Annotated in this window: 25 protein-coding genes and 1 pseudogene; 21 read left to right on the forward strand and 5 right to left on the reverse strand. The window is 66.7% G+C overall.

The genetic code is table 11. From position 1 onward, the window contains the following. From GNX71_RS25585 to GNX71_RS25605, 5 genes are read left to right on the forward strand one after another with little or no spacing between them, the layout of a single operon-like run. Positions 1-969, forward strand: coding sequence for a tripartite tricarboxylate transporter substrate binding protein (locus GNX71_RS25585; RefSeq protein WP_206175022.1), 969 nt, complete (start codon positions 1-3; stop codon positions 967-969). 11 nt (positions 970-980) lie between these two features. Continuing rightward, a complete protein-coding gene (locus tag GNX71_RS25590) occupies positions 981-2,225 on the forward strand; it encodes an aromatic ring-hydroxylating dioxygenase subunit alpha (RefSeq protein ID WP_206175023.1) in 1,245 nt (414 codons plus the stop codon). A 28-nt stretch (positions 2,226-2,253) separates the two neighbouring features. Next, a complete protein-coding gene (locus GNX71_RS25595) occupies positions 2,254-2,718 on the forward strand; it encodes a nuclear transport factor 2 family protein (RefSeq protein ID WP_206175024.1) in 465 nt (154 codons plus the stop codon). 2 nt (positions 2,719-2,720) lie between these two features. Further along, entirely contained in the window at positions 2,721-3,680 is a 960-nt protein-coding gene (locus GNX71_RS25600; RefSeq protein WP_206175025.1) for a 4-hydroxythreonine-4-phosphate dehydrogenase PdxA, read from the forward strand. Then, the gene (locus tag GNX71_RS25605; protein ID WP_206175026.1) at positions 3,677-4,690 is read left to right on the forward strand and encodes a 2Fe-2S iron-sulfur cluster-binding protein; all 1,014 of its coding nucleotides are present in this window, start codon (positions 3,677-3,679) and stop codon (positions 4,688-4,690) included. Before GNX71_RS25600 ends, GNX71_RS25605 begins: the two co-directional genes overlap by 4 nt. A 36-nt stretch (positions 4,691-4,726) precedes the next feature. Here GNX71_RS25605 and GNX71_RS25610 read toward each other — a convergent pair whose 3' ends face one another. Continuing rightward, positions 4,727-6,184, reverse strand: coding sequence for an MFS transporter (locus tag GNX71_RS25610; RefSeq protein ID WP_206175027.1), 1,458 nt, complete (start codon positions 6,182-6,184; stop codon positions 4,727-4,729). A 75-nt stretch (positions 6,185-6,259) separates the two neighbouring features. Further along, entirely contained in the window at positions 6,260-6,646 is a 387-nt protein-coding gene (locus GNX71_RS25615) for a hypothetical protein (RefSeq protein WP_206175028.1), read from the reverse strand. Positions 6,647-6,793: 147 nt separating this feature from the next. On the opposite strand from GNX71_RS25615, the pseudogene GNX71_RS33600 reads away from it, so the two are divergent. Both GNX71_RS33600 and GNX71_RS33605 read left to right on the forward strand, forming a co-directional pair. Continuing rightward, a pseudogene (locus GNX71_RS33600) lies at positions 6,794-7,255 on the forward strand (cupin domain-containing protein); the annotation flags it as partial. A 145-nt stretch (positions 7,256-7,400) separates the two neighbouring features. Then, the gene (locus GNX71_RS33605) at positions 7,401-7,691 is read left to right on the forward strand and encodes an AraC family transcriptional regulator (protein WP_241027052.1); all 291 of its coding nucleotides are present in this window, start codon (positions 7,401-7,403) and stop codon (positions 7,689-7,691) included. 9 nt (positions 7,692-7,700) lie between these two features. On the opposite strand, the gene GNX71_RS25625 is transcribed toward GNX71_RS33605, so the two are convergent. Both GNX71_RS25625 and ppk2 read right to left on the reverse strand, forming a co-directional pair. Then, a complete protein-coding gene (locus GNX71_RS25625) occupies positions 7,701-8,747 on the reverse strand; it encodes a PHB depolymerase family esterase (RefSeq protein WP_206175029.1) in 1,047 nt (348 codons plus the stop codon). 50 nt (positions 8,748-8,797) lie between these two features. After that, positions 8,798-9,724, reverse strand: a complete 927-nt coding sequence (gene ppk2 / locus GNX71_RS25630; RefSeq protein WP_206175030.1) for a polyphosphate kinase 2 — start codon at positions 9,722-9,724, stop codon at positions 8,798-8,800. 185 nt (positions 9,725-9,909) lie between these two features. Between ppk2 and GNX71_RS25635 the strand changes: the two genes are divergently transcribed. From GNX71_RS25635 to GNX71_RS25670, 8 genes are all read left to right on the forward strand, one after another. Next, on the forward strand, positions 9,910-11,514 hold the full coding sequence (locus GNX71_RS25635; RefSeq protein WP_206179678.1) for an inorganic phosphate transporter: 1,605 nt from the start codon (positions 9,910-9,912) through the stop codon (positions 11,512-11,514). Between the two features lie 9 nt (positions 11,515-11,523). After that, a complete protein-coding gene (locus tag GNX71_RS25640; protein WP_206175031.1) occupies positions 11,524-12,570 on the forward strand; it encodes a transporter in 1,047 nt (348 codons plus the stop codon). A gap of 97 nt (positions 12,571-12,667) precedes the next feature. Further along, positions 12,668-13,525, forward strand: a complete 858-nt coding sequence (locus tag GNX71_RS25645) for a 3',5'-nucleoside bisphosphate phosphatase (RefSeq protein ID WP_206175032.1) — start codon at positions 12,668-12,670, stop codon at positions 13,523-13,525. Continuing rightward, the gene (locus tag GNX71_RS25650) at positions 13,522-14,499 is read left to right on the forward strand and encodes a DMT family transporter (protein WP_206175033.1); all 978 of its coding nucleotides are present in this window, start codon (positions 13,522-13,524) and stop codon (positions 14,497-14,499) included. Before GNX71_RS25645 ends, GNX71_RS25650 begins: the two co-directional genes overlap by 4 nt. Positions 14,500-14,514: 15 nt before the next feature. Continuing rightward, positions 14,515-15,150 carry an L-threonylcarbamoyladenylate synthase gene (locus GNX71_RS25655; protein WP_206175034.1) on the forward strand — a complete coding sequence of 212 codons (636 nt, stop codon included), beginning with the start codon at positions 14,515-14,517 and terminating at the stop codon, positions 15,148-15,150. 46 nt (positions 15,151-15,196) lie between these two features. Next, positions 15,197-15,871, forward strand: coding sequence for a site-2 protease family protein (locus tag GNX71_RS25660; RefSeq protein ID WP_206175035.1), 675 nt, complete (start codon positions 15,197-15,199; stop codon positions 15,869-15,871). 13 nt (positions 15,872-15,884) lie between these two features. Beyond that, positions 15,885-17,216: a tryptophan--tRNA ligase gene (locus GNX71_RS25665; RefSeq protein ID WP_206175036.1), complete on the forward strand. Its 1,332-nt coding sequence runs from the start codon at positions 15,885-15,887 to the stop codon at positions 17,214-17,216. Between the two features lie 73 nt (positions 17,217-17,289). Beyond that, a complete protein-coding gene (locus tag GNX71_RS25670) occupies positions 17,290-17,886 on the forward strand; it encodes a response regulator transcription factor (RefSeq protein WP_013543036.1) in 597 nt (198 codons plus the stop codon). 69 nt (positions 17,887-17,955) lie between these two features. Here GNX71_RS25670 and GNX71_RS25675 read toward each other — a convergent pair whose 3' ends face one another. Then, positions 17,956-19,371: a HAMP domain-containing sensor histidine kinase gene (locus tag GNX71_RS25675; RefSeq protein WP_206175037.1), complete on the reverse strand. Its 1,416-nt coding sequence runs from the start codon at positions 19,369-19,371 to the stop codon at positions 17,956-17,958. A 176-nt stretch (positions 19,372-19,547) separates the two neighbouring features. Between GNX71_RS25675 and GNX71_RS25680 the strand changes: the two genes are divergently transcribed. The 6 genes from GNX71_RS25680 to GNX71_RS25705 all read left to right on the forward strand — a co-directional run bounded on the left by GNX71_RS25680 (position 19,548) and on the right by GNX71_RS25705 (position 25,462). Continuing rightward, positions 19,548-19,949: a VOC family protein gene (locus GNX71_RS25680; RefSeq protein ID WP_206175038.1), complete on the forward strand. Its 402-nt coding sequence runs from the start codon at positions 19,548-19,550 to the stop codon at positions 19,947-19,949. Next, positions 19,943-20,344 carry a phage holin family protein gene (locus GNX71_RS25685; protein WP_206175039.1) on the forward strand — a complete coding sequence of 134 codons (402 nt, stop codon included), beginning with the start codon at positions 19,943-19,945 and terminating at the stop codon, positions 20,342-20,344. Before GNX71_RS25680 ends, GNX71_RS25685 begins: the two co-directional genes overlap by 7 nt. Positions 20,345-20,532: 188 nt before the next feature. Continuing rightward, positions 20,533-21,258 (forward strand): response regulator transcription factor, encoded by a 726-nt coding sequence (locus GNX71_RS25690; RefSeq protein ID WP_206175040.1) that lies wholly within the window; start codon positions 20,533-20,535, stop codon positions 21,256-21,258. A gap of 134 nt (positions 21,259-21,392) precedes the next feature. Then, a complete protein-coding gene (locus GNX71_RS25695) occupies positions 21,393-21,665 on the forward strand; it encodes a hypothetical protein (protein ID WP_206175041.1) in 273 nt (90 codons plus the stop codon). A 135-nt stretch (positions 21,666-21,800) separates the two neighbouring features. Then, positions 21,801-22,433: a YjbF family lipoprotein gene (locus tag GNX71_RS25700; protein ID WP_241027053.1), complete on the forward strand. Its 633-nt coding sequence runs from the start codon at positions 21,801-21,803 to the stop codon at positions 22,431-22,433. After that, positions 22,430-25,462, forward strand: a complete 3,033-nt coding sequence (locus GNX71_RS25705; RefSeq protein WP_206175043.1) for a YjbH domain-containing protein — start codon at positions 22,430-22,432, stop codon at positions 25,460-25,462. Before GNX71_RS25700 ends, GNX71_RS25705 begins: the two co-directional genes overlap by 4 nt. The last annotated feature ends 90 nt before the right edge of the window (positions 25,463-25,552 follow it).

Below are 25,552 nucleotides of genomic sequence, written 5' to 3' on the forward strand. Positions count from 1 at the left end.
ATGTTCCAGAGACTCAACCGGCGCATGCTTGCGCTGCTGGCCTGCGCCTGCCTGGCGGCGCAGGCACAGGCGCAGACCGACAACAAGATCGCACGCCTGGTCGTGCCTTTCCCCGCCGGCGGCACCGCCGACATCCTGCCCCGCGTGGTGGCCGACAAGCTGCGCGACCTGTACCCCGCGGGCGTGGTGGTCGAAAACCGCACCGGTGCCGGCGGCAACATCGGCGCCGACGTGGTGTTCCGCGCCGAGCCCGACGGCAAGACGCTGCTGGCCTCGCCGCCCGCGCCCATCGCCATCAACCAGCACCTGTACAAGAAGCTCGGCTTCGACCCGACGCGCTGGGTCCCCGTGACCGTGCTGGCCACCGTGCCCAACGTGCTGGTGGTCAACCCCAAGCTGCCGGTGCACAGCGTGGCCGAGTTCATCGCCTACCTGAAGGCCAACCCCGGCAAGGTGAGCTTCGCCTCGCAGGGCAACGGCACCACCTCGCACCTCACGGCCAGTCTCTTCATGCAGCTCACGGGCACCGAGATGACGCACGTGCCGTACAAGGGCACCGCGCCGGCGCTGGTCGATCTCATCGGCGGCCAGGTCGACGTGTTCTTCGACAACATCTCCTCCTCGCTGCAGTTCGAGCGCACCGGCAAGGTCCGCATCCTGGCCGTGGCCGACGAGCAGCGCTCCAAGGCCCTGCCCAACGTGCCCACCTTCGCCGAGCAGAAGCTGCCGGCCATGAACGCGGTCACCTGGTTCGCGGTGGTCGCGCCGCCGGGCACGCCCGCGGCCACGGTCGATGCCACGCAGAAGGCGATGGCCGCCGCGCTCGCGCTGCCCGACGTGAAGCAGAAATTTGCCGAACAGGGCGCCGAGCCGCGCGGCTGGGACAGCGCGCGCACCGGCCAGTTCATCCAGGCCGAATCGGCCAAGTGGCACAAGGTCATCCAGGCCGCCAAGGTCACCATGGAATAAGCGAGTTCCTCATGCACGACGACATCCGATCCCAACCCGTCCACTGGTCCGGCCCCGGCCTCACGCGCATTCCGTTCGCGGTGTACAGCGACGCGCAGCTCGCCGCCGACGAGCAGGTCCGCATCTTCCGCGGCCCGGTGTGGAACTACCTCTGCCTGGAAGCCGAACTGCCCGACGCCGGCAGCTACCGCACCACCTTTGCGGGCGAAACGCCGGTGGTGGTGGTGCGCGACGACGACGGCGAGATCTACGCGTTCGAGAACCGCTGCGCGCACCGCGGCGCGCTGATCGCGCTCGAGAAATCGGGCCGCAGCGACAACTTCCAGTGCGTCTACCACGCGTGGAGCTACAACCGCCAGGGCGACCTCACTGGCGTGGCCTTCGAGAAGGGCGTGAAGGGCCAGGGCGGCATGCCCGCGAGCTTCTGCAAGGAAGCGCACGGCCCGCGCAAGCTGCGCATCGCAAGCTACTGCGGCCTGGTGTTCGGCAGCTTCAGCGACGACGTGCCCTCGATCGAGGAGTACCTGGGCGACGAGATCTGCCAGCGCATCGAGCGCGTGCTGCACAAGCCGGTGGAGGTCATCGGCCGCTTCACGCAGGCGCTGCCCAACAACTGGAAGCTGTACGTGGAGAACGTCAAGGACAGCTACCACGCGAGCCTCTTGCACATGTTCTTCACCACCTTCGAGCTCAACCGCCTGTCGCAGAAAGGCGGCGTGATCGTGGACGAGACCGGCGGCCACCATGTGAGCTTCTCGATGATCGACACGGCGGCCGAGAAAGATGCGTCGTACAAGGAGCAGGCCCTTCGCTCCGACAACGACCGCTACCGCCTGAAGGACCCGAGCGTGCTGGCCGGCTTCAAGGAGTACGACGACGGCGTGACGCTGCAGATCCTGTCGGTGTTCCCCGGCTTCGTGCTGCAGCAGATCCAGAACTGCCTGGCCGTGCGCCAGGTGCTGCCCAAGGGCACGGCGCGCACCGAGCTCAACTGGACCTATATCGGCTACGCCGACGACACCCCCGAGCAGCGCAAGGTGCGCCTGAAGCAGTCGAACCTGGTCGGGCCCGCGGGCTTCATCTCGATGGAGGACGGCGCGGTCGGCGGCTTCGTGCAGCGCGGCATCGCCGGCGCAGCGGACCACGAGGCTGTCGTCGAGATGGGTGGCGATGCGGCCGTCTCCGGCGAAGGCCGTGCCACGGAGGCCTCGGTGCGCGGCTTCTGGAAGGCCTACCGCCGGCACATGGGCGCCTGAGCCGCATCCGAAGAACGAGGACTCCCACATGATCGACCTGCTGGCGCTGTGCGCCTTCAACGCGGCCTACGCCGACGCCATCGACAGCGATGCGCTGGAGCAATGGCCCGGCTTCTTCACCGAAGACTGCCACTACCGCATCACCCACATCGAGAACGAGCGCGAAGGCCTCGCGGCCGGCATCGTCTACGCCGACTCGCGCGCCATGCTCGAGGACCGCATCGCCGCGCTGCGCGAAGCCAACATCTACGAACGCCAGCGCTACCGGCACTTGCTGGGCATGCCACTGGTACAGAAGTCCGACTCCGAGTCCACCGAGGCGCGCACGCCGTTCCTCGTGGCGCGCATCATGGCCACGGGGCAGACCGAGGTGTTCGCCACCGGCGCCTACCAGGACCGCTTCGTGCGGCAGGACGGCCAGTTGCGCCTGCAGTCGCGCGTGGCCGTGTGCGACAGCACCGTGACGGACACGCTGCTCGCGCTGCCGCTTTGACCATGCACGCCCCGATCCGCAAACTCGCGCTGGCCGCCGGCGACCCGAACGGCATCGGCCCGGAGATCGCGCTGAAGGCGCTGGCCGCACTGCCGGAAGCCGACCGCGCGCGCATCACGCTCTATGGCCCGGCCAGCGTGTTCGAACGCACGGCGGCACAGCTGGGCATGGCCGCGCTGCTGCGCGATGCGCGGCTCGTGAACGCAGGCGAACTGCCCGCGAGCGCCGCGGTGCCCGGCCGCATCGATGCGGCAGCGGGCGCCTCGGCCATCGCCTCCGCCACGGCCGCGCTGCAGGCCTGCCGGCGCGGCGAGGTCGATGCGGTGGTCGCCTGCCCGCACCACGAGACCGCCATCCACCAGGCCGGCATCGCGTTCAGCGGCTACCCATCGCTGGTCGCGCGCGTGTGCGGCGTGCCCGAAGACCGCGTGTTCCTCATGCTGGTGGGCGGCGGGCTTCGCATCGTGCATGCCACGCTGCATGAAAGCGTTCGCACCGCGCTCGACCGGTTGACGCCGGAGCTGGTCGCGCACGCCGTTCGCGCGGGCGCGCAAGCCTGCGCGCTGCTGGGCGTGCCCGATCCGTCGATCGGCGTGTTCGGCATCAACCCGCACGCGTCGGAAGGCGGGCTGTTCGGTCCCGAAGACGCGGCCATCGTGGTGCCCGCCGTCGACACGCTGCGCGCCGAGGGCTTGCGCGTGCACGGACCGGCCGGTGCCGACATGCTGCTGGCCCAACGCAGGGACGGAGGCCACGACCTCTACGTGGCGATGCTGCACGACCAGGGCCACATCCCCATCAAGCTGCTTGCGCCGCATGCGGCCAGCGCGCTCAGCATCGGCGCGGATGCGCTGCTGTCGAGCGTCGGGCACGGCAGCGCCATGGACATCGCGGGCCGCGGCACGGCCGACCCGCAGGCTGTGCTGCGCACCATCGCGCTGCTGTCGGGAGACCAGGCATGAGCCATCGCATCACCATCTCGGGCAGCGACGTCGCCTTCGAATGCGCCGCCAACGAGAGCGTGCTCGATGCGGCCGCGCGGGCCGGCATCGAACTGCCTTACTCGTGCCGCAAAGGCGTCTGCGGCAACTGCGCCGGCGCGGTGGTGGGTGGCGAAGTGGGTGCCGTCGGCACGGGTGCACTCACCAACGAGACTTGCCTGCCGGGCCAGGTGCTGTTCTGCATGTGTGCGCCGCGCAGCGACCTCGAGATCGCGCCGACCGCGATGCGCCGCATCGACCCCGCCGCGCGCAAGCGCTTCACGGCGAAGGTGTTCCGCAACGAGCTGGCCGCGCCCGACGTGTCGGTGCTGCAGCTGCGCCTGCCCGCGGGGCAGCGCGCCAAGTTCAGGGCCGGTCAGTACCTGCAGCTCTCGCTGCCCGACGGCAGCACGCGCAGTTATTCCATGGCCAATGCGCCGCACGAGAGCGATGCCGTCACGCTGCATGTGCGCCACGTGCCGGGCGGCGCCTTCAGCGCGCGCGTGCCGCAACTGGCGGCCGGCGAGCTCGTCGACATCGAGCTGCCCTTTGGCGCGTTCTCGCTGCAGGAGGAACAGGCGCGGCCCGTGGTGTTCGTGGCGGGCGGCACCGGCTTCGCGCCGGTGAAGTCCATCCTGGACGACATGCTCAAGCGGCGCATCGGCCGGCCCCTCACGTTGATCTGGGCAGCGCGGCAGGCCGACGGCATCTACCTGCGAACGGCGGTCGCGCGCTGGCAGAAGCAGTGGCCGCAAATGCGCTTCGTCATCGCACTGAGCGACGACAGCGCGCCAGGCGACGGTGACTTCGCGGGCCGTGCCGACGAAGCGCTGCTGGCCACGTGCCCAGACCTGAAGGGACACGAGCTGTATTGCTGCGGCTCGCCGGCCATGGTGAACGCGGTGCGCGATGCGGCGCTGCGGCATCGCGGGCTCGACGCGGGCGACTTCCACTCGGACGTGTTCGTCGAAGGGCCGGCCGCTCACTCCTGAGGATGAGAGACCGAACCTCGAAGCACCCGGCAGCCGCTACCGCACGAGTTTGCGATACAGCACGGCCACCAGCAACGCCGAGGCCGTCAGATAAACCAGTGCAACGCCGAACGCAGCGGTGTGGTTCGCCACGTCGGTCGAAGCGCCGAGCCGCCCGTAGAACAGGATGCCGATCAGCGCCACCCCCAGTGCGTTGCTCGCCTGCTGCACCATCGACAGCACACCCGACGCCACGCCCGCATGCTGCGGCGGCAGCCCGGCCAGCACGGTGGACACCAACGGCGCCATGACCATGCCGAGCCCCGCGCCCTGCACCAGCAACACCGGGACCATCCAGGCGATCAGGTGCGCATGGCCAGGCCATCCCGCGACGTTGACGAACTGCAGCGCATGCCCCGCAGCCAGCACGAGCGCGCCGAGGGCAATGGGCGGCTCGCCGCCGAAGCGGCGTGCGATGCGCGCGCCGGCCATCGAGGTCGCGAAGAAGCCGATCGCCAATGACGTGAAGACGATGCCCGAGGTCAGCGGCCCCAGCGCGAGGCCCTGCTGCAGGTAGAGCGCCAGCACGAAGTACAGCGACGCATTGCCGACGTAGAAGGCCAGCGTGGTGAACAGCCCCATGACGAAGCGGCGGTTCGCGAGCAGCGCGGGCGCCACCAGCGGCGCGCCACCTGCCGCGGCGAGTCGGCGCTGCTGGAACCCAAAGGCGGCCAAGAGCGGCAGCGCGGCCGCAAGGCACAGCCAGCTCCACAGCGGCCAGCCCTGCTCGCGCCCTTCCACCAGTGGCAGCACCACCGCGACGGAACCCGCTGCAACGAGCAGCATGCCGACCAGGTCGAGCCTGCTGGTGCTTGCGTTCCTGAGCGGCGGAATGACACGCGGCGCCAGCGCCAATGCCAGGAGACCGATGGGCACGTTGATGAGGAAGCAGGCGCGCCAGCCCAGCCCCGCCAGGTCGGCATGGATCAGCAGCCCGCCCACCAGTTGCCCCAGCGTGGCGCCGAGGCCCAGCGTGAGCCCATAGGCCGCGAAGGCGCGCGCACGGTCTTCGCCGGTGTAGGCCAGGCCGATCATCGCCAGCACCTGCGGTTGCAGCAGCGCACCGGCCAGGCCCTGCAGCACGCGGGCGGCCACCAGCAACTCGGCATTCGGCGCGACGCCGCAGGCAGCCGAGGCCAGCGTGAACAGCAGGAGGCCGAGCGTGAACATGCGGCGCCGGCCGAAGAGATCGCCGAGCCGGCCGCCGGTGATCAGGCCCGCGGCGGTGGCCAGGCCGTAGCCGGCCACCACCAGCTGCAAGGTCGCAGTGCTCGCGAGCAACTCGCGCTGCATCGAGGGCAGCGCGACGTTGACGATGAAGAAGTCCAGCACCACCAGGAAGGTGCCGCTGAGCATGACCCACAGGGCGAGCGGGCCGGGCTTCGCCGCGACCGCGCCGTGGACGCCTTGGGAAGAAAGCGATGCCGCGGAAGCGGCGGGGTTGGACTGGGTCATGATGCGTTCGAGTGTTGGGGTGACGGCACCCGGCAGCAATGACCTCCAAGGTCATGGCCGGGCTTCTTCAGGCGATCAGACGGCGGGCGTCGGCAGGATGAACTGGTAGTCGATGGCGATGCGGCCGTCTTCTGCCAGCAGCAGGAACTCCAGCCCGACCGCAGCGACCGGGCCGCCCGCGGCAGGGACCATCTGCCAATGGAACATCAGGGTGTCACGCAGCATCTGGGCATCGCCGGTGGCGCGGAAAAGAAAGCCGCCGTCGCGCACGTTCTTTTCGTGCGAACCGGTGACGCGCTGCGCCAGCGCCTCGTGTCCCTTGACCTGCAGCGTGCGCACGTAATGCTCGCCCTGCGGCACCCAGAGGCTGGCGATCGCATCGCGGCGGGCGCCGGCGTCGGTCAGGTTCCAGAGAGCGACGTAGCGGTCGGCGAGTTGGGCGAAGTTGGTGTTGGCATTCATGGGGTCTGCTCCGGATGGTTGAGAGAGTGAGACTGCAGTTTCTGCCCCAGACGATGGACAGTGAATGCCTGCAAAGCCGACAATCTTGTCCATTCGTCCACCGCCACAGGAGCCTTCATGGACCCGCTCGACGACGTTTTCGCGGCCATGCGCGTGCGCAGTGCCCTGTATGCCCGGCTCGAAGCCGGCGCGCCCTGGGGCGTGAGCCTGGCCGGTGGCGAGAGCGCGCGTTTCGGCCTCGTGGTGCGCGGCGGTTGCCTGCTGGAGGTCGAGGGCGTGGAGCAGCCCGTCGCGCTCGCCGCGGGCGACTGCTATGTGCTGGCGCACGGCACGCCCTATGTGCTGCGCGACCATCCGAACACGCCCACGGTGAGCTGCGCATCGGTCATTCGCGACCGCATCGGCGGCCTCGTCGAACTCGGCGGAACGGGCACCGCGGCCTCGGTGATCTGCGGCTGGTTCCACTTCGACCAGCGCGCCGCGCGCCCCCTGCTCGACCTGCTGCCGGTGCTGCTGCACGTGAAGATGGAACAGGCCCGCGCGCTCGCGCTGCAGGGCACCCTGCAGTTGCTCGCGATGGAAACCGGCGAGCCGGGCCTGGGCTCCGGCCTGCTGGTGAGCCGGCTGGCCGACATCGTGTTCGTCCAGGCGGTGCGTGCGCACGTCGCGGCCGTCGGCGATTCGCAGACCGGCTGGCTGGGCTGCGCTGGCCGACGTGCGCATCGGCCCCGCCCTGCGCGCGATGCACAAGGACATGGCGCGCGACTGGACGGTGGAAGCACTGGCCGCCGCCGCGAGCCTGTCGCGCTCGGCCTTCGCGCAGCGCTTTCGCGAGCGCGTGGGCCAGGCGCCGCTGGAGTACCTCACGCAGTGGCGCATGTTCAAGGCCGGCAACATGCTGGGCCAGGGCAATGCGGCGCTGGGCACCATCGCCGGCGCGGTGGGCTATGAATCGGAAGCCGCGTTCAGCAAGGCCTTCAAGCGCGAGAAGGGCATGGCGCCCGGTGCGTGGCGCGTGGCGGCGCGCGAAAGCGCCGCGGCCTGAAAGGCTTCTTCAGGCCACCTTGGCCGCGTGCCTGAACTGCGTGGTCGCAAAGGCCCAGGTCATGCGCGTGGCATCGGGCCCGGCCGCATCGCTGAACAGCAGCTTCGATGCACCGCCGCTCCACGCATGCCCCAGCCCCGCGATCTCGCACAGCGAGACCACGGTGCGGCCCTTGCGCTTGAAGTCGGTCACGCGCATCGGGCGGCGCTTGCCGCGCTGCACATCGCGCGCCACGCCGGGCCGTGCGCCCATGGCCGTGGCCCACACGGCCGCGCTGTTGACGGCATTGCTGGGCGCGACCACGGCATCGGCGTCGCCGTGCAGCACGAGCATCGGCGGCAGGGTCGCGAAGACGGCCGCTGCACCCATCGCCTTGCCGACCGCGGTGACGGGCATCGGCGGTACGTTCTGGCCGCGCATCGCGCCGAGCGCGGTGGCCGACGACTTCGCGGCGCCGGGCGCCACGCCCGAGTGCATGACGACGGCGCGGAAGCGCTGCGGATAGCGCGTGGCCAGCAGCGCCGCCATGCTGGCGCCGGCCGAGAGGCCGGCCAGCGCGACGCGCTCGCGGTCGACCGGATAGAGCATGCAGGCCTGGTCGACCGCGGCCATCAGCGTCGCGGCCTCGGCGTCGGCCTTGCCGGAGCGGCGCTCGTACCAGTTCCAGCAGCCTTGGGGATGGGCGAGGCGATCTTGTTCAGGGTAGAGCACGAGGAAGCGTTGTCGCACGGCCAGCGCATTCATGCGCGTGCTGGCCGCGAAGTCGCGCCCGGTCTGGCCGCAGCCGTGCAGCATGACCATGAGCGGCAGCTTCTCGCCGGGCTTGAGTTGCAGGTCGGCCGGGCGAAACAGGTGATAGCCGCGCGCGCCGCCCGCACCGATCGCCACGCCGCTGAGCCAGTCGCCCTTGCCGGGCGGCGGCTTGAGCCGCTTGGCCGTTGCGCGCTGCACCTGGCCCGCCACGCGCTTGCTGTTGCTCAGCGTGATCCTGGTGAGCGCCTTCAGGTTGCGCTCGTAGGCGCGGGCGAAGACGGAAGCGGTGGAACGACGGGCCATGGCGCAGTGTGCAGGCAAAGCGCCGGGCGGCCAAACCGCCCCGAAGCCCCTCAATAGATCTCGGGGACGATCATGTTGGCGGGTACGGGCTGACGCAGGTAATCGTCATGCCGCACGCGCTCGGGCAACGCGATCGGCGGATGCGCCACTTCCTGGTAGGGCAGCTGGCCCAGCAGGTGGCTGATGCAGTTCAGGCGCGCCTTCTTCTTGTCGACCGCCTGCACCACCCACCACGGAGCCTCGGGGATGTGGGTGCGCTCCAGCATGATTTCCTTCGCCTTGGTGTATTCCTCCCAGCGGCGGCGGCTCTCCAGGTCCATGGGGCTCAGCTTCCACTGCTTGAGCGGATCGTGGATGCGGCCGAGGAAGCGCATGTGCTGCTCGTCGTCGGTGATGGAGAACCAGTACTTGATGAGCTTGATGCCCGAGCGCACGAGCATCTTCTCGAACTCGGGCACGGTGCGGAAGAACTCCTCGTACTCGTCGTCGGAGCAGAAGCCCATCACGCGCTCGACGCCGGCGCGGTTGTACCAGCTGCGGTCGAACAGCACCATCTCGCCGGCGGCCGGCAGGTGCGCGGCATAGCGCTGGAAGTACCACTGCGTGCGTTCGCGGTCGTTGGGCGCGGGCAGCGCGGCCACGCGGGCCACGCGCGGGTTCAGGCGCTGGGTGATGCGCTTGATGACGCCGCCCTTGCCCGCCGCATCGCGGCCTTCGAACAGGATGACGACCTTCTGCTTGCTGTGCTGGACCCAGTCCTGCAGCTTGACCAGCTCGCCCTGCAGGCGAAAGAGTTCCTTGAAATAGGCCTGCCGGGCCGCCTTGTCGGCGGACGTCGACGTTGCCGAGGCCGGATCAAGGCCGTCGATGTTGCGGTCTTCGATCTCCAGCTCGAGCTCTTCGTCGTAGCTGTCGATCAGGTCGCGGGCGATGCGTTGCATCAGGTCTTCGTGGTCTGGAAGGGCGCTCGTCAGCATGATGAGAGAGGAGAAGTGGGGGAAGAAAAAAGCATGCTGCACGCCCCATATGACTGCGGCGTGACGGTTTGGCGGCGGCTTTCCGTAGGCCGACACGCCGTTGTCACACACCGCGAACACCATGTGCAGCCACTCCAACACCTAGAAAACCGCCCATGAACACGCTCGCCGCCCCGAATACGGAGATGCCGGCCGCGCCCACCGCGGCGCACCGGCCCAAGCTCGACGCCAAGCCCGGTCCGATCACGCTGATCACTTTCGTGGGCCTGCTGGCCGCGGGCCTGCTCTTCACCGCATGGAGCCTGGTGGGCGACGTCACCGCCTCGGGCGCGCCCATGACGACCTGGGTGCCCTATATCTTGTTGGGCGTGGCGCTCTTGATTGCGCTGGGCTTCGAGTTCGTCAACGGCTTCCACGACACGGCCAATGCGGTGGCCACGGTGATCTATACGCACTCGCTGCCGCCCAACTTCGCAGTGGTGTGGTCGGGCTTCTTCAATTTCCTGGGCGTGCTGGTGTCCAGCGGCGCGGTGGCCTTCGGCATCATCGCGCTGCTCCCCGTGGAGCTGATCCTGCAGGTGGGCTCGGGCGCGGGCTTCGCGATGGTGTTCGCGTTGCTGATCGCCGCGATCATCTGGAACCTTGGCACCTGGTGGCTCGGGCTGCCGGCGTCTTCGTCGCACACGCTGATCGGCTCGATCATCGGCGTGGGCGTTGCCAACGCGCTGATGCATGGGCGCGACGGCACCAGCGGTGTCGACTGGGCGCAGGCCACCAAGGTGGGCTATTCGCTGCTGCTCTCGCCGATGGTGGGCTTCGGCTGCGCCGCGCTGCTGCTGCTCGCATTGCGCGCCTTCGTGAAGAACCGCGCGCTGTATGAAGAACCCAAGGGCAGCGAGCCGCCGCCGTGGTGGATCCGCGGCCTGCTGATCCTGACCTGCACCGGCGTGTCGTTCGCGCACGGCTCCAACGACGGACAAAAGGGCATGGGCCTGATCATGCTGATCCTGGTCGGCACGGTGCCGATGGCGTACGCGCTGAACCGCGCGATGCCCGCCAACGAGACGGTGAAGTTCGTGGCCGTGGCCGAGATGGCGCAGACCGCGCTGAACCGCAGCGTGCCGACTTCGCTGCCCGCGCTGCAACCCACCGCAGCGCGCGACACGCTCTCCACCTATGTGCGCACCCGCGAGTTCGACGACAAGGTCGTGCCCGCACTGGCCGCGACCGCCGGCAGCATCGGGCAGCAGGTGCGCGAGCACGGTTCGCTCGCCGCGGTGCCGGCCGAGGCCGTCGCCAATGTGCGCAACGACATGTACCTGGCTTCGGAAGCCATTCGCCACCTCGACAAGAGCGGCGCCGCGAAGTTCGACGACGAGACCAAGCTGCGCGTCAACGCTTTCCGCCAGGAGCTGGACACCGCGACGCGCTTCATCCCACTGTGGGTCAAGATCGCCGTGGCCATCGCGCTCGGCCTGGGCACGATGATCGGCTGGAAGCGCATCGTCGTCACCGTGGGCGAGAAGATCGGCAAGACGCACCTGAGCTACGCACAGGGCGCATCGGCCGAGGTGGTGGCGATGATCACCATCGGCGCGGCCGACATGTACGGCCTTCCGGTCTCGACCACGCACGTGCTCTCCTCCGGCGTGGCCGGCACGATGACGGCCAGCGGCTCGGGCCTGCAGATGTCCACGCTGCGCAACCTCGCGCTGGCCTGGGTGCTGACGCTGCCGGTGGCCATGCTGCTGTCGGGCTCGCTCTACTGGCTCTTCACCCGTCTTTTCTGATCACGCACCTTGTCGGCATTCCATGATCTCGCCGCCCAGTCCTATGGCGGCGACGAAGCCGGGCTGATCTGCGGCTACCTGTTCGACGCCGCGGCGCCGGAGCCCGCGCGGTCCATCGATTCGGCGCAGGCGGCGGCTTGGCTCGGTGCGCAGCCCGAAGACACCGTTGTCGATGACGGCAGCGGCGCCTACGTGTGGCTGCACTTCAATCTGAGCCACGCGCAAGCGGAGCGCTGGCTCGTGCGGCACGCGAATCTCTCCGACACCTTCTACGAGACGCTGCACGACGGCCTGCCCTCCACGCGCATCGAGCGTGCCGACGATTCGCTGATCGCGGTCATCAACGACGTGCACTTCGAGTTCAGCTTCGAGCCCTCGGACATCTCCACGCTGTGGATCAGCGTGGGCCCGCGCCTCGTGGTCACGGCGCGCGCGAAGCCGCTGCGCTCGGTCGATGCGCTGCGCACGGCTGTGAAGGCGGGCGATGCGCCGCGTTCCAGCACCGAACTGCTCGAGCATCTGTTGCGCGCGCAGGCCGATGTGCTGGTGAAGATCGTGCGCGGCGTCACCTCGCGCATCGACCACATCGAAGACGAACTGCTCGCCGGCCGGCTCGACCACAAGCGCGCGCGTCTCGGTGTACTGCGACGCTTGCTGGTGCGGCTGCAGCGGCTGCTGGCGCCCGAACCGGCCGCGCTGTTTCGCCTGCTGCAAGGCCCGCCGTCGTGGATGTCCGAGCCCGATGCGCAGGAGCTGCGCGGCTCGACCGAGGAGTTCTCGGTGGTGCTGCGCGACATGCAGGCGCTGCAGGAGCGCATCAAGCTGCTGCAGGAAGAGATCGCCGCCAACGTCAACGAGGACAACAACCGCAGCCTCTTCGTGCTGACGGTGGTGACGGTGCTGGCGCTGCCGATCAACATCCTGGCGGGTTTGTTCGGCATGAACGTGGGCGGCATTCCGCTCGCGGAGCACAAGCACGGCTTCTGGATCGTGGTGGCGATCGTGGCGAGCTTCACTGCCGTCGCCGCCTGGGCGGCTTTCCGCAAGAAGCGCTGAGCCGCATGCAGCGGCGCAGTAATGCTATTTATTTAGTAGCATCTCGCGCAGCATCCATGCGCCCGCATCGGCGTTCCAGACCCCCTAGAATGGCGGGGTGTCCTCCATTCTCAATGCCGATCTTCACTGCCACTCCGTGGTCTCCGACGGCACACTGACGCCCGAAGAACTGGCAGTCCGCGCAGCCGCCAACGGGGTCGAGCTCTGGGCCCTCACCGACCACGACGAGGTCGGCGGCCAGCACCGCGCAGCGGCTGCAGCGCGCGAAAACGGCATGCGCTACCTCACCGGCACCGAGATCTCGGTGACCTTCGCAAACGAAACCGTGCACATCGTCGGCCTGGGCTTCGACCCCGACGACGCGGCGATGACGCAGGGCCTCTACGACACGCGCGGCGGCCGCGGCAAGCGCGCGCAGGAAATGTCCGAGGGGCTGGCCAAGGTCGGCATCCACGGCGCCTATGAAGGCGCGCTCAAGTTCGTCGGCAATCCCGAATTGATTTCGCGCACGCACTTCGCGCGCTTCCTGGTCGAGCAGGGGCACTGCCGCGACACCTCCGAGGTGTTCCGCAAGTACCTCACCGAAGGCAAGCCCGGCTACGTGCCGCACCGCTGGGCCTCGCTCAAGGACGCGGTGCACTGGATCACCGCTGCCAAGGGCATGGCCGTGATCGCGCACCCGGGCCGCTACAAGTTCTCGGCCAACGAGGAGTACGCGCTGTTCCTCGAGTTCAAGGCGCATGGCGGCCGGGCGATCGAGGTCGTCACCGGCAGCCACACCCCGGCCGAATATGTCGAGTACGCCGACAAGGCGCTCGAGTTCGATTTCGCCGCATCCCGCGGCAGCGATTTCCACAGCCCCGACGAGAGCCATTGCGATCTCGGCAAGCTGCCACCGTTGCCTGGCGCATTGACGCCGGTGTGGGAACTGCTCGGCCATCGCATCCAGCAGTGAGCCAGAGCCCCGGGCCCGGCATCGACAGCGCGGCCAGCGCTGCGCTGGCGAATGCACGCACCGCGCAACAGCGCAGCCGCAACAAGGAATCCGAACGCATCCTCGCGGGCATCGGCATGGTGATCGTCGCCGTGGCCTGCTTCTCCACGCTCGACACAGCCACCAAGGCATCGACCGCCGGCGTGCCGATCCTCATGGGCGTGTGGTTCCGCTATGCCTTCCAGGCCGTCGCCACCACGGCGGTGCTGCTGCCGCTGCACGGCACGGCATTGCTGCGCACCCAACATCCGCGCTACCAGTTGCTGCGCGGCGCGCTGCTGCTGGTGTCGAGCACACTGTCGTTCCTGAGCCTGCGCTACATGCCGCTGGCCGAGTTCACCTCGATCGTGCTGATCGCGCCGCTGGTGATCACGCTGCTCGCGGCGACCACGCTCAAGGAGTACGTCTCGCCGCTGCGCTGGTCGCTGGTGGCCGGCGGCTTCATCGGCACGCTGGTGATCCTGCGGCCGGGCGGCGATGCGTTCAGCTGGGCCATCCTTCTGCCTATCGGGTTGGTGCTGACCAACGCCTGTTTCCAGGTGCTCACCAGCAAGCTCGCGCAGACCGAGAACCCGCTCACGATGCATTTCTATACAGGCTGGGTCGGTGCACTCATCGCCTCGCTCGCGCTGCCCTTCGCCTGGACCGCCCTGCCCTCCTGGGAATGGTGGGCGCTGCTGTGCCTCATGGGGTTCATGGGCACGGTGGGTCACTTCATATTGATCCTCGCGTACCAGCGTGCGCCGGCCTCCACCCTCACGCCGTACCTCTATGCGCAGATCGCCTTTGCCATGCTGGGCGGCTGGCTTGTCTTTTCCCAAGTGCCCGACCGTTACTCGCTCATCGGCATTTCGATGATCGCGGTCTGCGGCGCGGCCGGCGCGTGGCTCACGGTGCGAGAGCGCCGCGTGCCCATCGAACCGGCGGAATCCTGATCAGGAGATAGCTCTATGGCCCAGTACTTCGAAGTCCATCCCGAGAACCCGCAGCAGCGGCTGCTCAAGCAGGCCGTGACGCTGCTCGCGCGCGGCGAGATCGTGGCCGTGCCCACCGACTCCAGCTACGCGCTTGCGTGCCACCTGGACGACAAGGACGCGGTCGACCAGCTGCGACGCATCCGCCAGGTCGACGAGAAGCATCACCTGACGCTGCTGTGCCGCGACCTGAGCGAGCTGGCCAACTACGCGCGCGTCGACAACAAGCAATACCGTTTGCTGAAGGCCGCAACGCCCGGCCCCTACACCTTCCTGCTCGAAGCGACGAAGGAAGTGCCGCGCCGCGTGAGCCATCCGCAGCGCAAGACCATCGGCCTGCGCGTGCCCGACCACAAGGTGCTGCTGGAGTTGCTCGCGCTGCACGGCGCACCGCTGCTGGCCACCACGCTGATCGCACCGGGCGAGACCGAAGCGCTCAACGACGCCGCGACCATCCGCGAACGCTTCGAAAAGCAGATCGGCGCGGTCATCGATGCCGGCGCCTGCCCTTCGCAGCCGACCACCGTGGTCGACCTCACGCCCATGGGAACGGGCGACGATCCGGTCGTGGTGCGGCAGGGACGCGGGGCGCTCGCGGTGCTCGGTCTCTGAAAGAGGTTGGAACCGATAACTAATGCACGTCTGACACAATCGCACAGTGGATATTTCCAATCTCATACAGACCGTTCTCATCTACGCACTGCCCGTGATCTTCGCGATCACCGTGCACGAGGCGGCCCACGGCTATGTGGCTCGCCACTTCGGCGACAACACCGCCGAGTCGATGGGCCGGGTCACCCTCAATCCGATGAAGCACATCGACCCCATCGGGACCATCCTGATGCCGTTGATGCTGTACTTCGCGACCTCGGGCGCCTTCCTGTTCGGCTATGCGAAGCCGGTACCAGTGAACTTCGGACGGCTGCGTCATCCCAAGCGCGACATGATCTGGGTGGCGCTCGCGGGGCCCGTGTCGAACTTCATTCAGGCCATCCTCTGGGCATTGCTGCTGGTGGTGCTCATTGCAGCCGGCTCCGACGGTAAGAATTTCTTCGTCCTGATGGCGCAAGGCGGCATCCTGGTCAACCTCGTGATGTGGGCCTTCAATCTGTTTCCGCTGCCCCCGCTCGACGGCGGCCGCGTGCTGGCCGGGCTGCTGCCCAGCGGGCCCGCGCAGAATTTCCTCGCGCGCATCGAGCCCTATGGTTTCTTCATCGTGATGGCACTGGTGCTCGCCGGCGTCGTCAGCACCTTCTGGCTGCGCCCGCTGATGGACGTCGGCTACTTCGTCATCAACCTCATCATCACGCCGCTCAAGGCATTGCTGCTCTAAGTCTGTCCGTCCCATGGCCTCGTCTTCTTCCGCTCCCCTGCGCGTCCTGACCGGGATCACCCCGTCGGGCACGCCCCACCTCGGCAACTACGTCGGCTCGATCCGCCACTCGGTGCGGCAGAGCGTCGCGCCCGGTGTGGAGAGCTTCTTCTTCCTGGCCGACTACCACGCGCTCATCAAGGTGCAGGAGCCCGCGAAGATCCAGCGTTCCACGCTCGAGATCGCTGCGAGCTGGCTCGCCTGCGGGCTCGACCCTGAGCGCGTAACCTTCTACCGCCAATCGGACATCGCCGCGATTCCCGAGCTCACCTGGTTCCTCACCTGCGTCACCGGCAAGGGCGTGCTCAACCGCGCGCATGCCTACAAGGCGCAACTCGACAAGAACATCGCCAAGGGCGAGGACCCGGACGCCGACGTCACGGCCGGCCTCTTCATGTACCCGGTGCTGATGGGCGCGGACATCCTGATGTTCAACGCCCACAAGGTGCCCGTGGGCCGCGACCAGGTGCAGCACATCGAGATGGCGCGCGACATGGCGCAGCGCTTCAACCACCAGTACGGCGAGCACTTCACGCTGCCCGAAGCCGAGATCGACGATGCCGTCGCCACCCTGCCCGGCCTCGACGGCCGCAAGATGAGCAAGAGCTACGGCAACACGATCCCGCTGTTCGCGCCGCGCGCGTACCTGCAAAAGCAGATCGCCAGCATCGTGACCGACTCGCGCGCACCCGGCGAGCCCAAGGAGACCGAGGGCTCCGCGCTCTTCCAGATCTACCAGGCCTTTGCCGATGCCGACGAGACCGAGATGCTTCGCAAGGCTTACGCCGATGGCATCGGCTGGGGCGACGCCAAGCAATTGCTGTTCGAGCGCATCGAGCTCGAGGTGGCGCCGCTGCGAAAGCGCTACGAAGCGCTGATGAGCGACCCGGCGGAGATCGAGCGCATCCTGCTCATCGGTGCCGAGAAGGCCAGCGCGCTGTCGCAGCCCTTCATGACGCGCCTGCGTCACGCGGTGGGCCTGCGCAACCTCGCGGCGGGCCGCGACAAGGGCAGCGCCAAGGCGGCCAAGGTTGCGAAGCCCAGCTTCAAGCAATACCGCGAGCGCGGTGACGGACTTTTCTATTTCAAGCTGCTCGATGCGCGCGGCGAAACCCTGCTGCAGAGCCGCGGATTTGCGTCGCCGCAGGAAGCCGGCCGTACCATCGCGGTCTTGCAGGCCGAGCGCGGTGCGGCGCTCGCCGCAGTGGCTGCGCAGCTCGAGCCCATCGACACAGAACAATCACGCGCCGTGACAGAGGCGCTGGAGGCATTGGCGGAAGCAACGACCACGACAGATGGAAGTTGAACCGGCAAGGGCCCACCGGCTTATCCGCCGGTGAGCGACGAGAGAAGACGGTGCGATCACAAAGGAAGAAAACATGAGCATTTATGTCATCGACGACCACCCCCTGATGCGCGACGCGATCGTGATGGTGTTGCGACGCCTGCGACCCGCCGAGAACATCGTCGAGCTCGAACGGCTCGACAAGCTCGCAAGCTCGGTGCAGCAGCGTGGCGCGCCCACCCTCTTTTGCCTGGACCTGAAGCTTCCGGACACGAATGGCGTCTCGGGCGTGATCGCGGTCAAGCAGGTCTACCCCAACGTGCCGATCGCCGTGTATTCGGCGGCGCCGGCCGCGGACATGGAAGACGCCTGCATCGAAGCGGGCGCCGACACTTACATCGAGAAGTCGGCCAGTTCCAATGAATTGGCAGCCGCCCTGCGCGGCCTGCTGATGGCAGGCTCCGAAGAGGCCGACGAACCGCCGCTCGCGAGCAGCAAGCTCTCCAAGCGCCAGACGCAGCTGATCGCCATGCTCGACAAGGGCATGAGCAATCGCGACATCGCGACCGACCTGGAGATCAGCGAGCACACGGTGAAGGTGCACCTGTGGCGCCTGTTCCGCCGTCTCGGTGTGAAGAGCCGCACGCAGGCCCTCCATTACGCCCGTACCAACGGTCTTCTGTCGGGCTGACCCCGGCGAGAAACTGCCTCTTTGAAACCGCGCCATGTGCGCGGTTTTCTTTGGGCAGTACTTTCTTCTTCAGCCGCCGGAGGCGCTCACGCGCGCCTGCGCCACCGCCTCGTCGGCGTCGTGCAGGGCCACGCGGAACACGCTGCCGCTTCCCAGCCGCGAGCGCACGCTGATCGGGTGCCCCAGCACGTGCGAGAGCCGTGCAACGATGGCCAGGCCGAGGCCGAAGCCGTCGGATGTGCCGGCATGGTCGGCCACCTTGTAGAACTCCAGGAACACATCGCGCAGGTGCTCGGGCGCGATGCCGATGCCGGTGTCCCACACCTCCACGCGCATGCCGTCGCGCGTCTGCCGCGCGGCCAGCAGCACGCCGCCTTCGGTCGTGTACTTGATGGCGTTGGCCAGCAGGTTGCCGATCATGCGGCGCACGCGAATCGGGTCGGTGAGGAAGGAGCCCTCGGTCACATGCACGCGGAAGTCGAGGCCGCGGCTCTCGGCCACCGGGCGGTACTGCAGCTCCAGGTCATGCAGCAGCTCGGGGACATCGACGCGCTCGATGTGCAGCCGCACCTGGCCCGAGTCGATGCGCGCGAGGTCGAACATCGAGTCGAAGAGCGCATTCACCGCATGCGTGGCGCGCACGATCTTCGGTGCGAGCTCGAGCACCAGCTCGGGCTCGTTACGCAGCCAGTCGGCGTACAGCGAAAGTGCCAGCACGGGCTGGCGCATGTCGTGCGCGGCGCTGGCTAGGAAGCGGTTCTTCATCGCCACCGCCGACACCGCCGCCTGCCGCTGCTGCGTGAGCGACTTGATCAGGATGTGGTTGTGGAACAAAAGCTCCAGGCTGTTGCGCGCCGTCTCATGGATATGGCGCCCCGCGCGCAGCAGCAGGAACCAGTGCAGCATCGGCAGGATCGGCATCAGGTAGCCGTAGTGGAACTGCGGCTCGTGCAGGTTGACGCTGACAAGCCGGATCACCACCGCCCCCAGCATCGTGATGAAGAGCGTGTTGACATAGCGCTTGAGCAGCGGCGGATGCAGCGCGAGCCCGTTGAGCGGAAAGGTGCCCACCCCGGCCACGATCAGCCAGCTCATGAACTGGTTGACTTGCGGTGTACGTTCGAAGAACAGCAGGATCGACGATCCCCACACCACCGCGGTGGTGCTCCAGATGAAGCCGTAGCGCTCGGTGAACTGCTGCTGCGCCGCGGAACTGCGGCCGGCGTAGCGCACCGTATAGACGTGCGAGCCCCAGGCCCGGCAGATCGTGGCGATGACGCCGGCCAGCAGCCACGTCAGCAGTTCCCAACGAGGCACCTCGACCCAGCTCAGCCCGACCATGGCCGGTATGAGCGCGACGGAAACGATGTACGAGCTGCGCGATGAGCGCATCAGGCTGCGGATCAGCTCGCCGCGCACCCACGATTCGGCTTCGTCGGCCGAAGCCGGTGCTGGTGTCAAGCTCGCGATCGACGGATTGGCCATATGGCACAGGCCCCTTGTTCTTATCCGGCAATTGAAGATGGGCCCCATGCAGAGGCTCCGAGAGACAGCGATATTAACGGGCTGCCAGTCATTGTTTCCCGAGGTAACCGCGGAAGGCCCGTAGCCATAATTCGCAGACATCCGCGGATCCACCGAACAAGAAGGAACCCACCCGCATGCTGTCCCATGTTTTCGTCGGTGTGACCGACTTCGAACGCGCCTTCGGCTTCTACACGGCGCTCATGGGCGAGCTGCGCCTGAAGCTGCGCTTTCGCGACGAGACCAAGCCGTGGGCCGGCTGGCAAAGCGCCGATGCACCGCGGCCCCTGTTCCTGGTCGGCGCCCCTTTCGACGGCCACCAGGCCACGAGCGGCAACGGCCAGATGGTGGCGCTGATGGCCGCCGACCGCGCCACCGTGGACCGCGCCCGCGCCGCCGCACTGGCCAACGGCGGCAGCTGCGAAGGCCCGCCAGGACTCAGGCCGCACTACCACCCGGACTACTATGGCGCGTACTTCCGCGATCCGGACGGAAACAAACTCTGCGTCTGCTGCCACACACCACCATCGACATGCTGAACAACATCACTCCCTTCCTCATCCACTGGGCCATCACCGCCGTCTCGCTCTGGGTCGCCAGCCACCTGTTTCGCGGGCTCAAGTTCGACGGCACTGGGGCACTGGTGGTGTCGGCCTTGCTGCTCGGGCTGGCCAACGCCGTCGTGAAGCCGCTGCTGATCGTGCTGACGCTGCCGTTGACGCTGGTGACCTTCGGCCTCTTTCTGCTGGTCATCAATGCGCTGATGATCCTGCTGGTGGCCGCGCTGGTGAAGGGCTTCAAGGTCTCGGGCTTCTGGACCGCGCTCTTTGCAAGCATCTTCATCTCGCTCTTGAGCATCGTCATCGGCTCGTTCGTCACCAGCGGCGACCCGGCCGAGAAGGTGCAGATGCCGCAGAGCGGCAACTGGCTCTGAGGGTCCCGCGGGGGCTCTCTTCTGGAGAGCCCAATGGAACTGCGTTCCATACAGTCGTCTAAATCGATCAAATCACGGCTGTAGAGCGCTATTTCCCTCTTTTACGCGCGCAGGCATTGCCGACGGACGTCGCTTCCTCCAAGATGAGGCACGCGCTTCGCAAGAAGCGAGTGAAGCAAAGGGACGGAATGCGCATAGCAATACTCGACAACGAGCGGGATCAGCTGCGACTGGTCACCCACACCGCAACTAGCCTCGGCCACGAATGCCAGGAATATACGGACGGGACCCTGCTGCTGCAGGCGGCGCAGGCGCAGCGTTTCGACCTGCTGATCTTTCAGTGGCGCCTGCCTGGCCTCGACAGTCCGGCACTGGTGAAGGCGCTGCGGCGAGCCGCCGGCAACCGCCTCCCGATCCTCTTCATGACGCACAGGGCCGACGCCGCGGACATGGCCATGAGCCTGCATGCCGGCGCCGACGATTTCCTGATCTCGCCCATCTCCGGCGCGGAACTCGAAGCGCGCATCGGCGGGCTGCTTCGCCGGTCGTATCCCGCACTGCACGAGCCCCAGCTTGTCTTCGGGCCCTACCAGTTCCTTCCGGCCTGGCGCACCGTCAAGCTCAAAGGTGCGCGGGTCGGCCTGAGAAGCCGCGAGTACGACCTTGCGCTGTTTCTCTTCCAGAACACCGGGCGCCTGCTGTCGCGCGAGCAGCTGTACCAAGCAATCTGGGGGGCCGACTTCGAGGTGCTCTCGCGCTCGCTGGACACACACCTGTCGCGCGTGAGGGCGAAGCTTGATCTTCGCCCGGCGAACGGCTTTTTGTTGGCAGCTCTGCGCGGGTTCGGCTACCGACTCGAGGCCATTGAAGCGGCTGCGGCGCAGGAGGAAATCCACGCGGGCGCGATGTCGTAGAAAAAAACCAACAAATAAGAAAGCAACAACCTGCAAAGACCGCACATTCGCACACGTATATGAGAGAGAAATGGGTTGCGACGCGCTTGTGAGGCGTGCTACCCTCGACTACAAAGATATTTGAGAGGACTACCATGAAGATGATCAAACTCGCAGCCGCCCTCGCCTCCTTGGCAATTTCGTCGGCATTTGCGCAAACGCCAGCTCCCGCCACCGCACCGGCACCCGCCGGCAACGCAGCCGACGCGACTGCCGCAACGACCGGCGGCCTTACCCCTGGCCAATGGGGTGCTGTTGCAGGTAGCAGCGCTCTGTTGGTGGCGGTTGCCAGCAGCAACGGCGGCAATGGCGGTGGTGGTTTCGTCATCATCCCCGGCACGGGTACGGGCACCACCGGCACGCGTTAAATGCTGCGTGCCCTCCCAATGGGAGGGCATTCGCTGAGAGCTCCGCGCGTTGGTTTCGCCACGCGACTTTTAAAACGTTGCCTTTGGGCAACGTTTTATTTGGGCGTTGGCGGTTGTTCCTCCGGGTCTTCAGCCATGCTGGATGCCGCTCGGCTTGTATACAAAGGCCAGCCCGCAGCAGCGCAGCCGAACTTCAATCCCGCCTATCGCTATTTGCGGACCCAGATTGGTGACCGCACTATTTTCATGGTGCTCGGCTATATCGATCAGCGTCCCGAGGGCCCTGTCGAAGTTTGGTACAGCGGTAGCGGCGAGGTCGTCAGGCTCCTGAACGGTCAGCTCGTGGGCACCACAGGGCTCAGTACCGACTGGCGAAACGTTCGATTCACAGGACTCCCCGCGTGGCCGGGCGCCGATGCACCGAGCGCCACGGGCAACTCGGGTCAAAGCTACGCGCGCCTGCGCGATCTCATGCCAGGCTATCGCTTCGGAATTCGCGACGAAATCGTTCGAACCTCCATCTCGCCGCCACGAAACACCGCCCTTGCAGGCGCCGACGCCGCCTCCTTGCGTTGGTATGAAGAGCGCAGTGTGTCGCGGCCCTCTACGGCGTCATTGCCCACGGCTCGCTTTGGCATATCTCGCTCCTCTGAAAAACCACAAGTCGTGTATTCAGAGCAATGCCTCTCCAGTGACTTCTGCATGAGTTTCGAACAATGGACGCCCCCCGCACCGGCCGTCGGTAGATCGGCAAGCTCCGGCACATGAATCCCTGGGTTCGCGGTATTGGCAAACGGCATTGGCCTCGTCGAGCGGCCATCGCGTGCGCGTTGGCGGCAAGTTTCGGCGTCTCGGCACAGCCGCTGAGCACCGCGGCAAAGAACGAGGCCACGAATGACGCCGACGTGCGCCCTGGTGAGCGCCTGAGCACTTGGCTGTTGCGCCAGCCTGCTGATACAGCCTCTGCCGGCCTCGCATGGCGCGTGCCGCAGGAACGGCTGGCGCAGCAGTTTCTCAAGAACACCCTGCTGGTTCGCATCGAGTCGATTCAACGGCGTGCTCCGCGCTCGGAACAAGCAGATCGCCTGAGCCTGATTTCCTGGCTCCAGGGCTTGCCCGTCACCGGTCGAGTGGCGCTGGCCATCGTGGACCCTCGCTGGCTGCAGGCGCATCCCGAAGAAGACCCGGTGTTGGCGACTGGCCAGCAGCTGGTTGCGGCGCAGCCCGACCTGAGGACCATTGCGGTGGTCCGCCCCAACGGGGAGCTTTGCCATGTGACGCATGAAGCCGGCCGAACCGCGTGGGACTACGTGGCCGCCTGCGAGCCTCGAGGCCCCTCCGACTGGGCCTGGGTTGCACAGCCGGATGGCCGAACCGCTCGCGTGGGCGTGGCCCCCTGGAACAGCGAGCCTTCGGACGAACCTGCGCCAGGCGCATGGATCTGGGCGCCCCCCCGAGAGATGACCGATCTGGTCGCCGCGTCCGAGGGGATCATCAAGTTTCTCGCCACGCAGGGGCCATCCCCTCAAAGCGACGTTGCAGTTGCTGCCCCTGCGCAATCGGAGGGGCAGCAACCTCCCGTTCCGGCGCCGGTTCCGGCGACCACGCCATCGACCGCAATTTCCGTGCGCCCCGAAGTGGCACCGCAGTACAACGCCATTCGCACCAGCGGCAACGATTGGGGCGAAACCGGCCTGCTGCAGACCCCCACCGCACGCATGGGGCAGGCCGGCGACTTTCGATCGTCGATGACCCATGTTTCGCCGTACACCCGGCTGAACGTGATGTTCCAGCCGCTGGATTGGATGGAAGGCGGCTTTCGGTACACATCGATCAGCAATGTGGCCTACGCCGCCAGCACGACCGGCCAGAGCACCAAGGACAAGAGCATCGACCTCAAGGTGAGGCTCATGCGCGAGTCCGCCTATGTGCCCGAGCTTGCGCTCGGTTTTCGAGATATTGGCGGTACCGGGCTGTTTTCCGCCGAGTACCTGGTTGCGAACAAGCGATACGGCAATTTCGACTTCAGTCTCGGCATTGGCTGGGGGTACCTCGGCAACAGCGGCAACATCCGCAATCCACTGACGCTCCTGAGCAGCCGCTTCGACAACCGCAGGGTGGGTTCGGCGCAAGGGGGCGAAACCAATTTCGGCGCCTTTTTCCGCGGCCCAGCGGCCCTGTTCGGTGGCGTGGAATGGCGCACCCCGTGGGAGCCGCTGACGGTCAAGCTCGAATACGAAGGCAACAACTACAAGAATGAACCGTTCGACAACGATCAGAAGCAGCGCACGCCCTTCAACATCGGCTTCGAATACCGCTTCTCGCCCGGCGTTGCTTTCTCCGCTGGCGTGGAGCGCGGCAACAAGCTGATGGTGGGCGTGACCCTGTCCACCAACGTCGCATCGCTTCGAGCATCCAAGCCCGCCGATCCACCCCAGCCCCGCTTTACGCCCCAGGCGCCGCAAAATCCGCCCGGCTGGGCATCGACAGCGGCCGAGATCGAAGCCCGCACCGAATGGACAGTCCAGCGCATCGCACCGCAAGGCAGCGGCGTGCATGTGTGGATCACTGAAAGCAACACCGTCTACCGCCAGGCGCGGGTAGAAAAGATCATCGCCGTGCTGCATCGTGATTCGCCAGCATCGATCAAGAGCTTCATCCTGCACTACAACGAGCGCGGCCTCGCGATGCACGCGCAGGTCGTCGACCGGGGCGAATGGGTCGCCGAGCACTACCAGGCGCAGTCGCCCGCTGAAGCGCGCGCAGCCAGCCAACGCGACTACGCACCGCACCAGGACGCAAGCGAAGACCGGCTGTTCCTGGCGCCGGAAAAGTCCGTCAGAGACAACGCGGCAACCGCTTCCGCGCAGCAATACTCGGGGGCAATGGCGCCATGGGAACGCCGCACCGAGAAGTTCACCTATGGCGTGACACCGTACTTCTCGCAGATCCTTGGCGGCCCCGATGCCTTCATGCTCTACCAGATCGGCGTTCAGGCAACGGCGGAATACCGCTTTACTCCGAGCACATGGGTGAACGCCGCGTTGAACTGGCGCTTGCTGGACAACTACGACAAGTTCACCTACACCGCGCCCAGCAATCTTCCACGCGTGCGCACCTTCCAGCGTGAATACGTCACGTCCACGCGGGTGACGATGCCGGTGTTCCAGCTGACCCATGTCGGCCGGCTGAGCGAGGACCAGTACTACAGCGTTTACGGCGGCGCCCTTGAATCCATGTTTGCCGGCGTGGGTGCCGAATGGCTGTATCGACCATGGCGCAGCAAGTTCGCCCTGGGCATCGACATCAACCATGTGCGCCAACGCGACTTCAAGCAAGACTTCGGTCTGCGCGATTACAAGGTCAACACCGGCCATGCCACGCTGTACTGGGACACGGGCTGGAACGGCGTGATGACCAGAATCAGCGTCGGCCAATACCTGGCCGGGGATCGCGGGGTCACGCTCGACATCAGCCGTCGTTTCGACAATGGCGTGATGGTTGGCGTCTATGCAACCAAGACCAACGTGTCGGCCGCGCAATTCGGCGAGGGCAGTTTCGACAAGGGCATCTACATCTCCGTGCCGTTTGATGCATTCCTGCCGAAGTCCAGCAAGTTCTCCGCGGGCTTTGCCTGGGCGCCAGTGTCACGCGACGGCGGTGCAAAGCTGGGGCGCATCAATCCGCTCTACGAAATGACATCTGCACGCGATCCGCGGGCCTTCAGTTTTGCAGCGCCAGAGAGCAAGCAACCGAAGGCTGGGGACAACATTCTCAATTTTGAGAACGCGCGATAGATAGCAGCAAGCATTGTTCACGTGCTGACGCGCACCTACTCGCCAGACCTCACCGTCAAGTGATGGCAGCTTGATTCACTACCTTTGATG

Source organism: Variovorax sp. RKNM96, assembly GCF_017161115.1.
Classification (GTDB): Bacteria; Pseudomonadota; Gammaproteobacteria; order Burkholderiales; family Burkholderiaceae_C; genus Variovorax.

Bases quoted from the DNA above. Each gene is read 5' to 3' on its own strand.
- GNX71_RS25600 (WP_206175025.1), top strand. From the start codon at position 2,721: ATGCACGCCCCGATCCGCAAACTCGCGCTGGCCGCCGGCGACCCGAAC.
- GNX71_RS25615 (WP_206175028.1), bottom strand. From the start codon at position 6,646: ATGAATGCCAACACCAACTTCGCCCAACTCGCCGACCGCTACGTCGCT.
- GNX71_RS25685 (WP_206175039.1), top strand. From the start codon at position 19,943: ATGCTGAACAACATCACTCCCTTCCTCATCCACTGGGCCATCACCGCC.
- GNX71_RS25675 (WP_206175037.1), bottom strand. From the start codon at position 19,371: ATGGCCAATCCGTCGATCGCGAGCTTGACACCAGCACCGGCTTCGGCC.
- GNX71_RS25605 (WP_206175026.1), top strand. From the start codon at position 3,677: ATGAGCCATCGCATCACCATCTCGGGCAGCGACGTCGCCTTCGAATGC.
- GNX71_RS25655 (WP_206175034.1), top strand. From the start codon at position 14,515: ATGGCCCAGTACTTCGAAGTCCATCCCGAGAACCCGCAGCAGCGGCTG.
- ppk2 (WP_206175030.1), bottom strand. From the start codon at position 9,724: ATGCTGACGAGCGCCCTTCCAGACCACGAAGACCTGATGCAACGCATC.
- GNX71_RS25665 (WP_206175036.1), top strand. From the start codon at position 15,885: ATGGCCTCGTCTTCTTCCGCTCCCCTGCGCGTCCTGACCGGGATCACC.
- GNX71_RS25610 (WP_206175027.1), bottom strand. From the start codon at position 6,184: ATGACCCAGTCCAACCCCGCCGCTTCCGCGGCATCGCTTTCTTCCCAA.
- GNX71_RS25700 (WP_241027053.1), top strand. From the start codon at position 21,801: ATGCTGGATGCCGCTCGGCTTGTATACAAAGGCCAGCCCGCAGCAGCG.
- GNX71_RS25590 (WP_206175023.1), top strand. From the start codon at position 981: ATGCACGACGACATCCGATCCCAACCCGTCCACTGGTCCGGCCCCGGC.
- GNX71_RS25670 (WP_013543036.1), top strand. From the start codon at position 17,290: ATGAGCATTTATGTCATCGACGACCACCCCCTGATGCGCGACGCGATC.
- GNX71_RS25595 (WP_206175024.1), top strand. From the start codon at position 2,254: ATGATCGACCTGCTGGCGCTGTGCGCCTTCAACGCGGCCTACGCCGAC.
- GNX71_RS25705 (WP_206175043.1), top strand. From the start codon at position 22,430: ATGAATCCCTGGGTTCGCGGTATTGGCAAACGGCATTGGCCTCGTCGA.
- GNX71_RS25585 (WP_206175022.1), top strand. From the start codon at position 1: ATGTTCCAGAGACTCAACCGGCGCATGCTTGCGCTGCTGGCCTGCGCC.
- GNX71_RS33605 (WP_241027052.1), top strand. From the start codon at position 7,401: ATGGCGCGCGACTGGACGGTGGAAGCACTGGCCGCCGCCGCGAGCCTG.
- GNX71_RS25680 (WP_206175038.1), top strand. From the start codon at position 19,548: ATGCTGTCCCATGTTTTCGTCGGTGTGACCGACTTCGAACGCGCCTTC.
- GNX71_RS25695 (WP_206175041.1), top strand. From the start codon at position 21,393: ATGAAGATGATCAAACTCGCAGCCGCCCTCGCCTCCTTGGCAATTTCG.
- GNX71_RS25625 (WP_206175029.1), bottom strand. From the start codon at position 8,747: ATGGCCCGTCGTTCCACCGCTTCCGTCTTCGCCCGCGCCTACGAGCGC.
- GNX71_RS25635 (WP_206179678.1), top strand. From the start codon at position 9,910: ATGCCGGCCGCGCCCACCGCGGCGCACCGGCCCAAGCTCGACGCCAAG.
- GNX71_RS25690 (WP_206175040.1), top strand. From the start codon at position 20,533: ATGCGCATAGCAATACTCGACAACGAGCGGGATCAGCTGCGACTGGTC.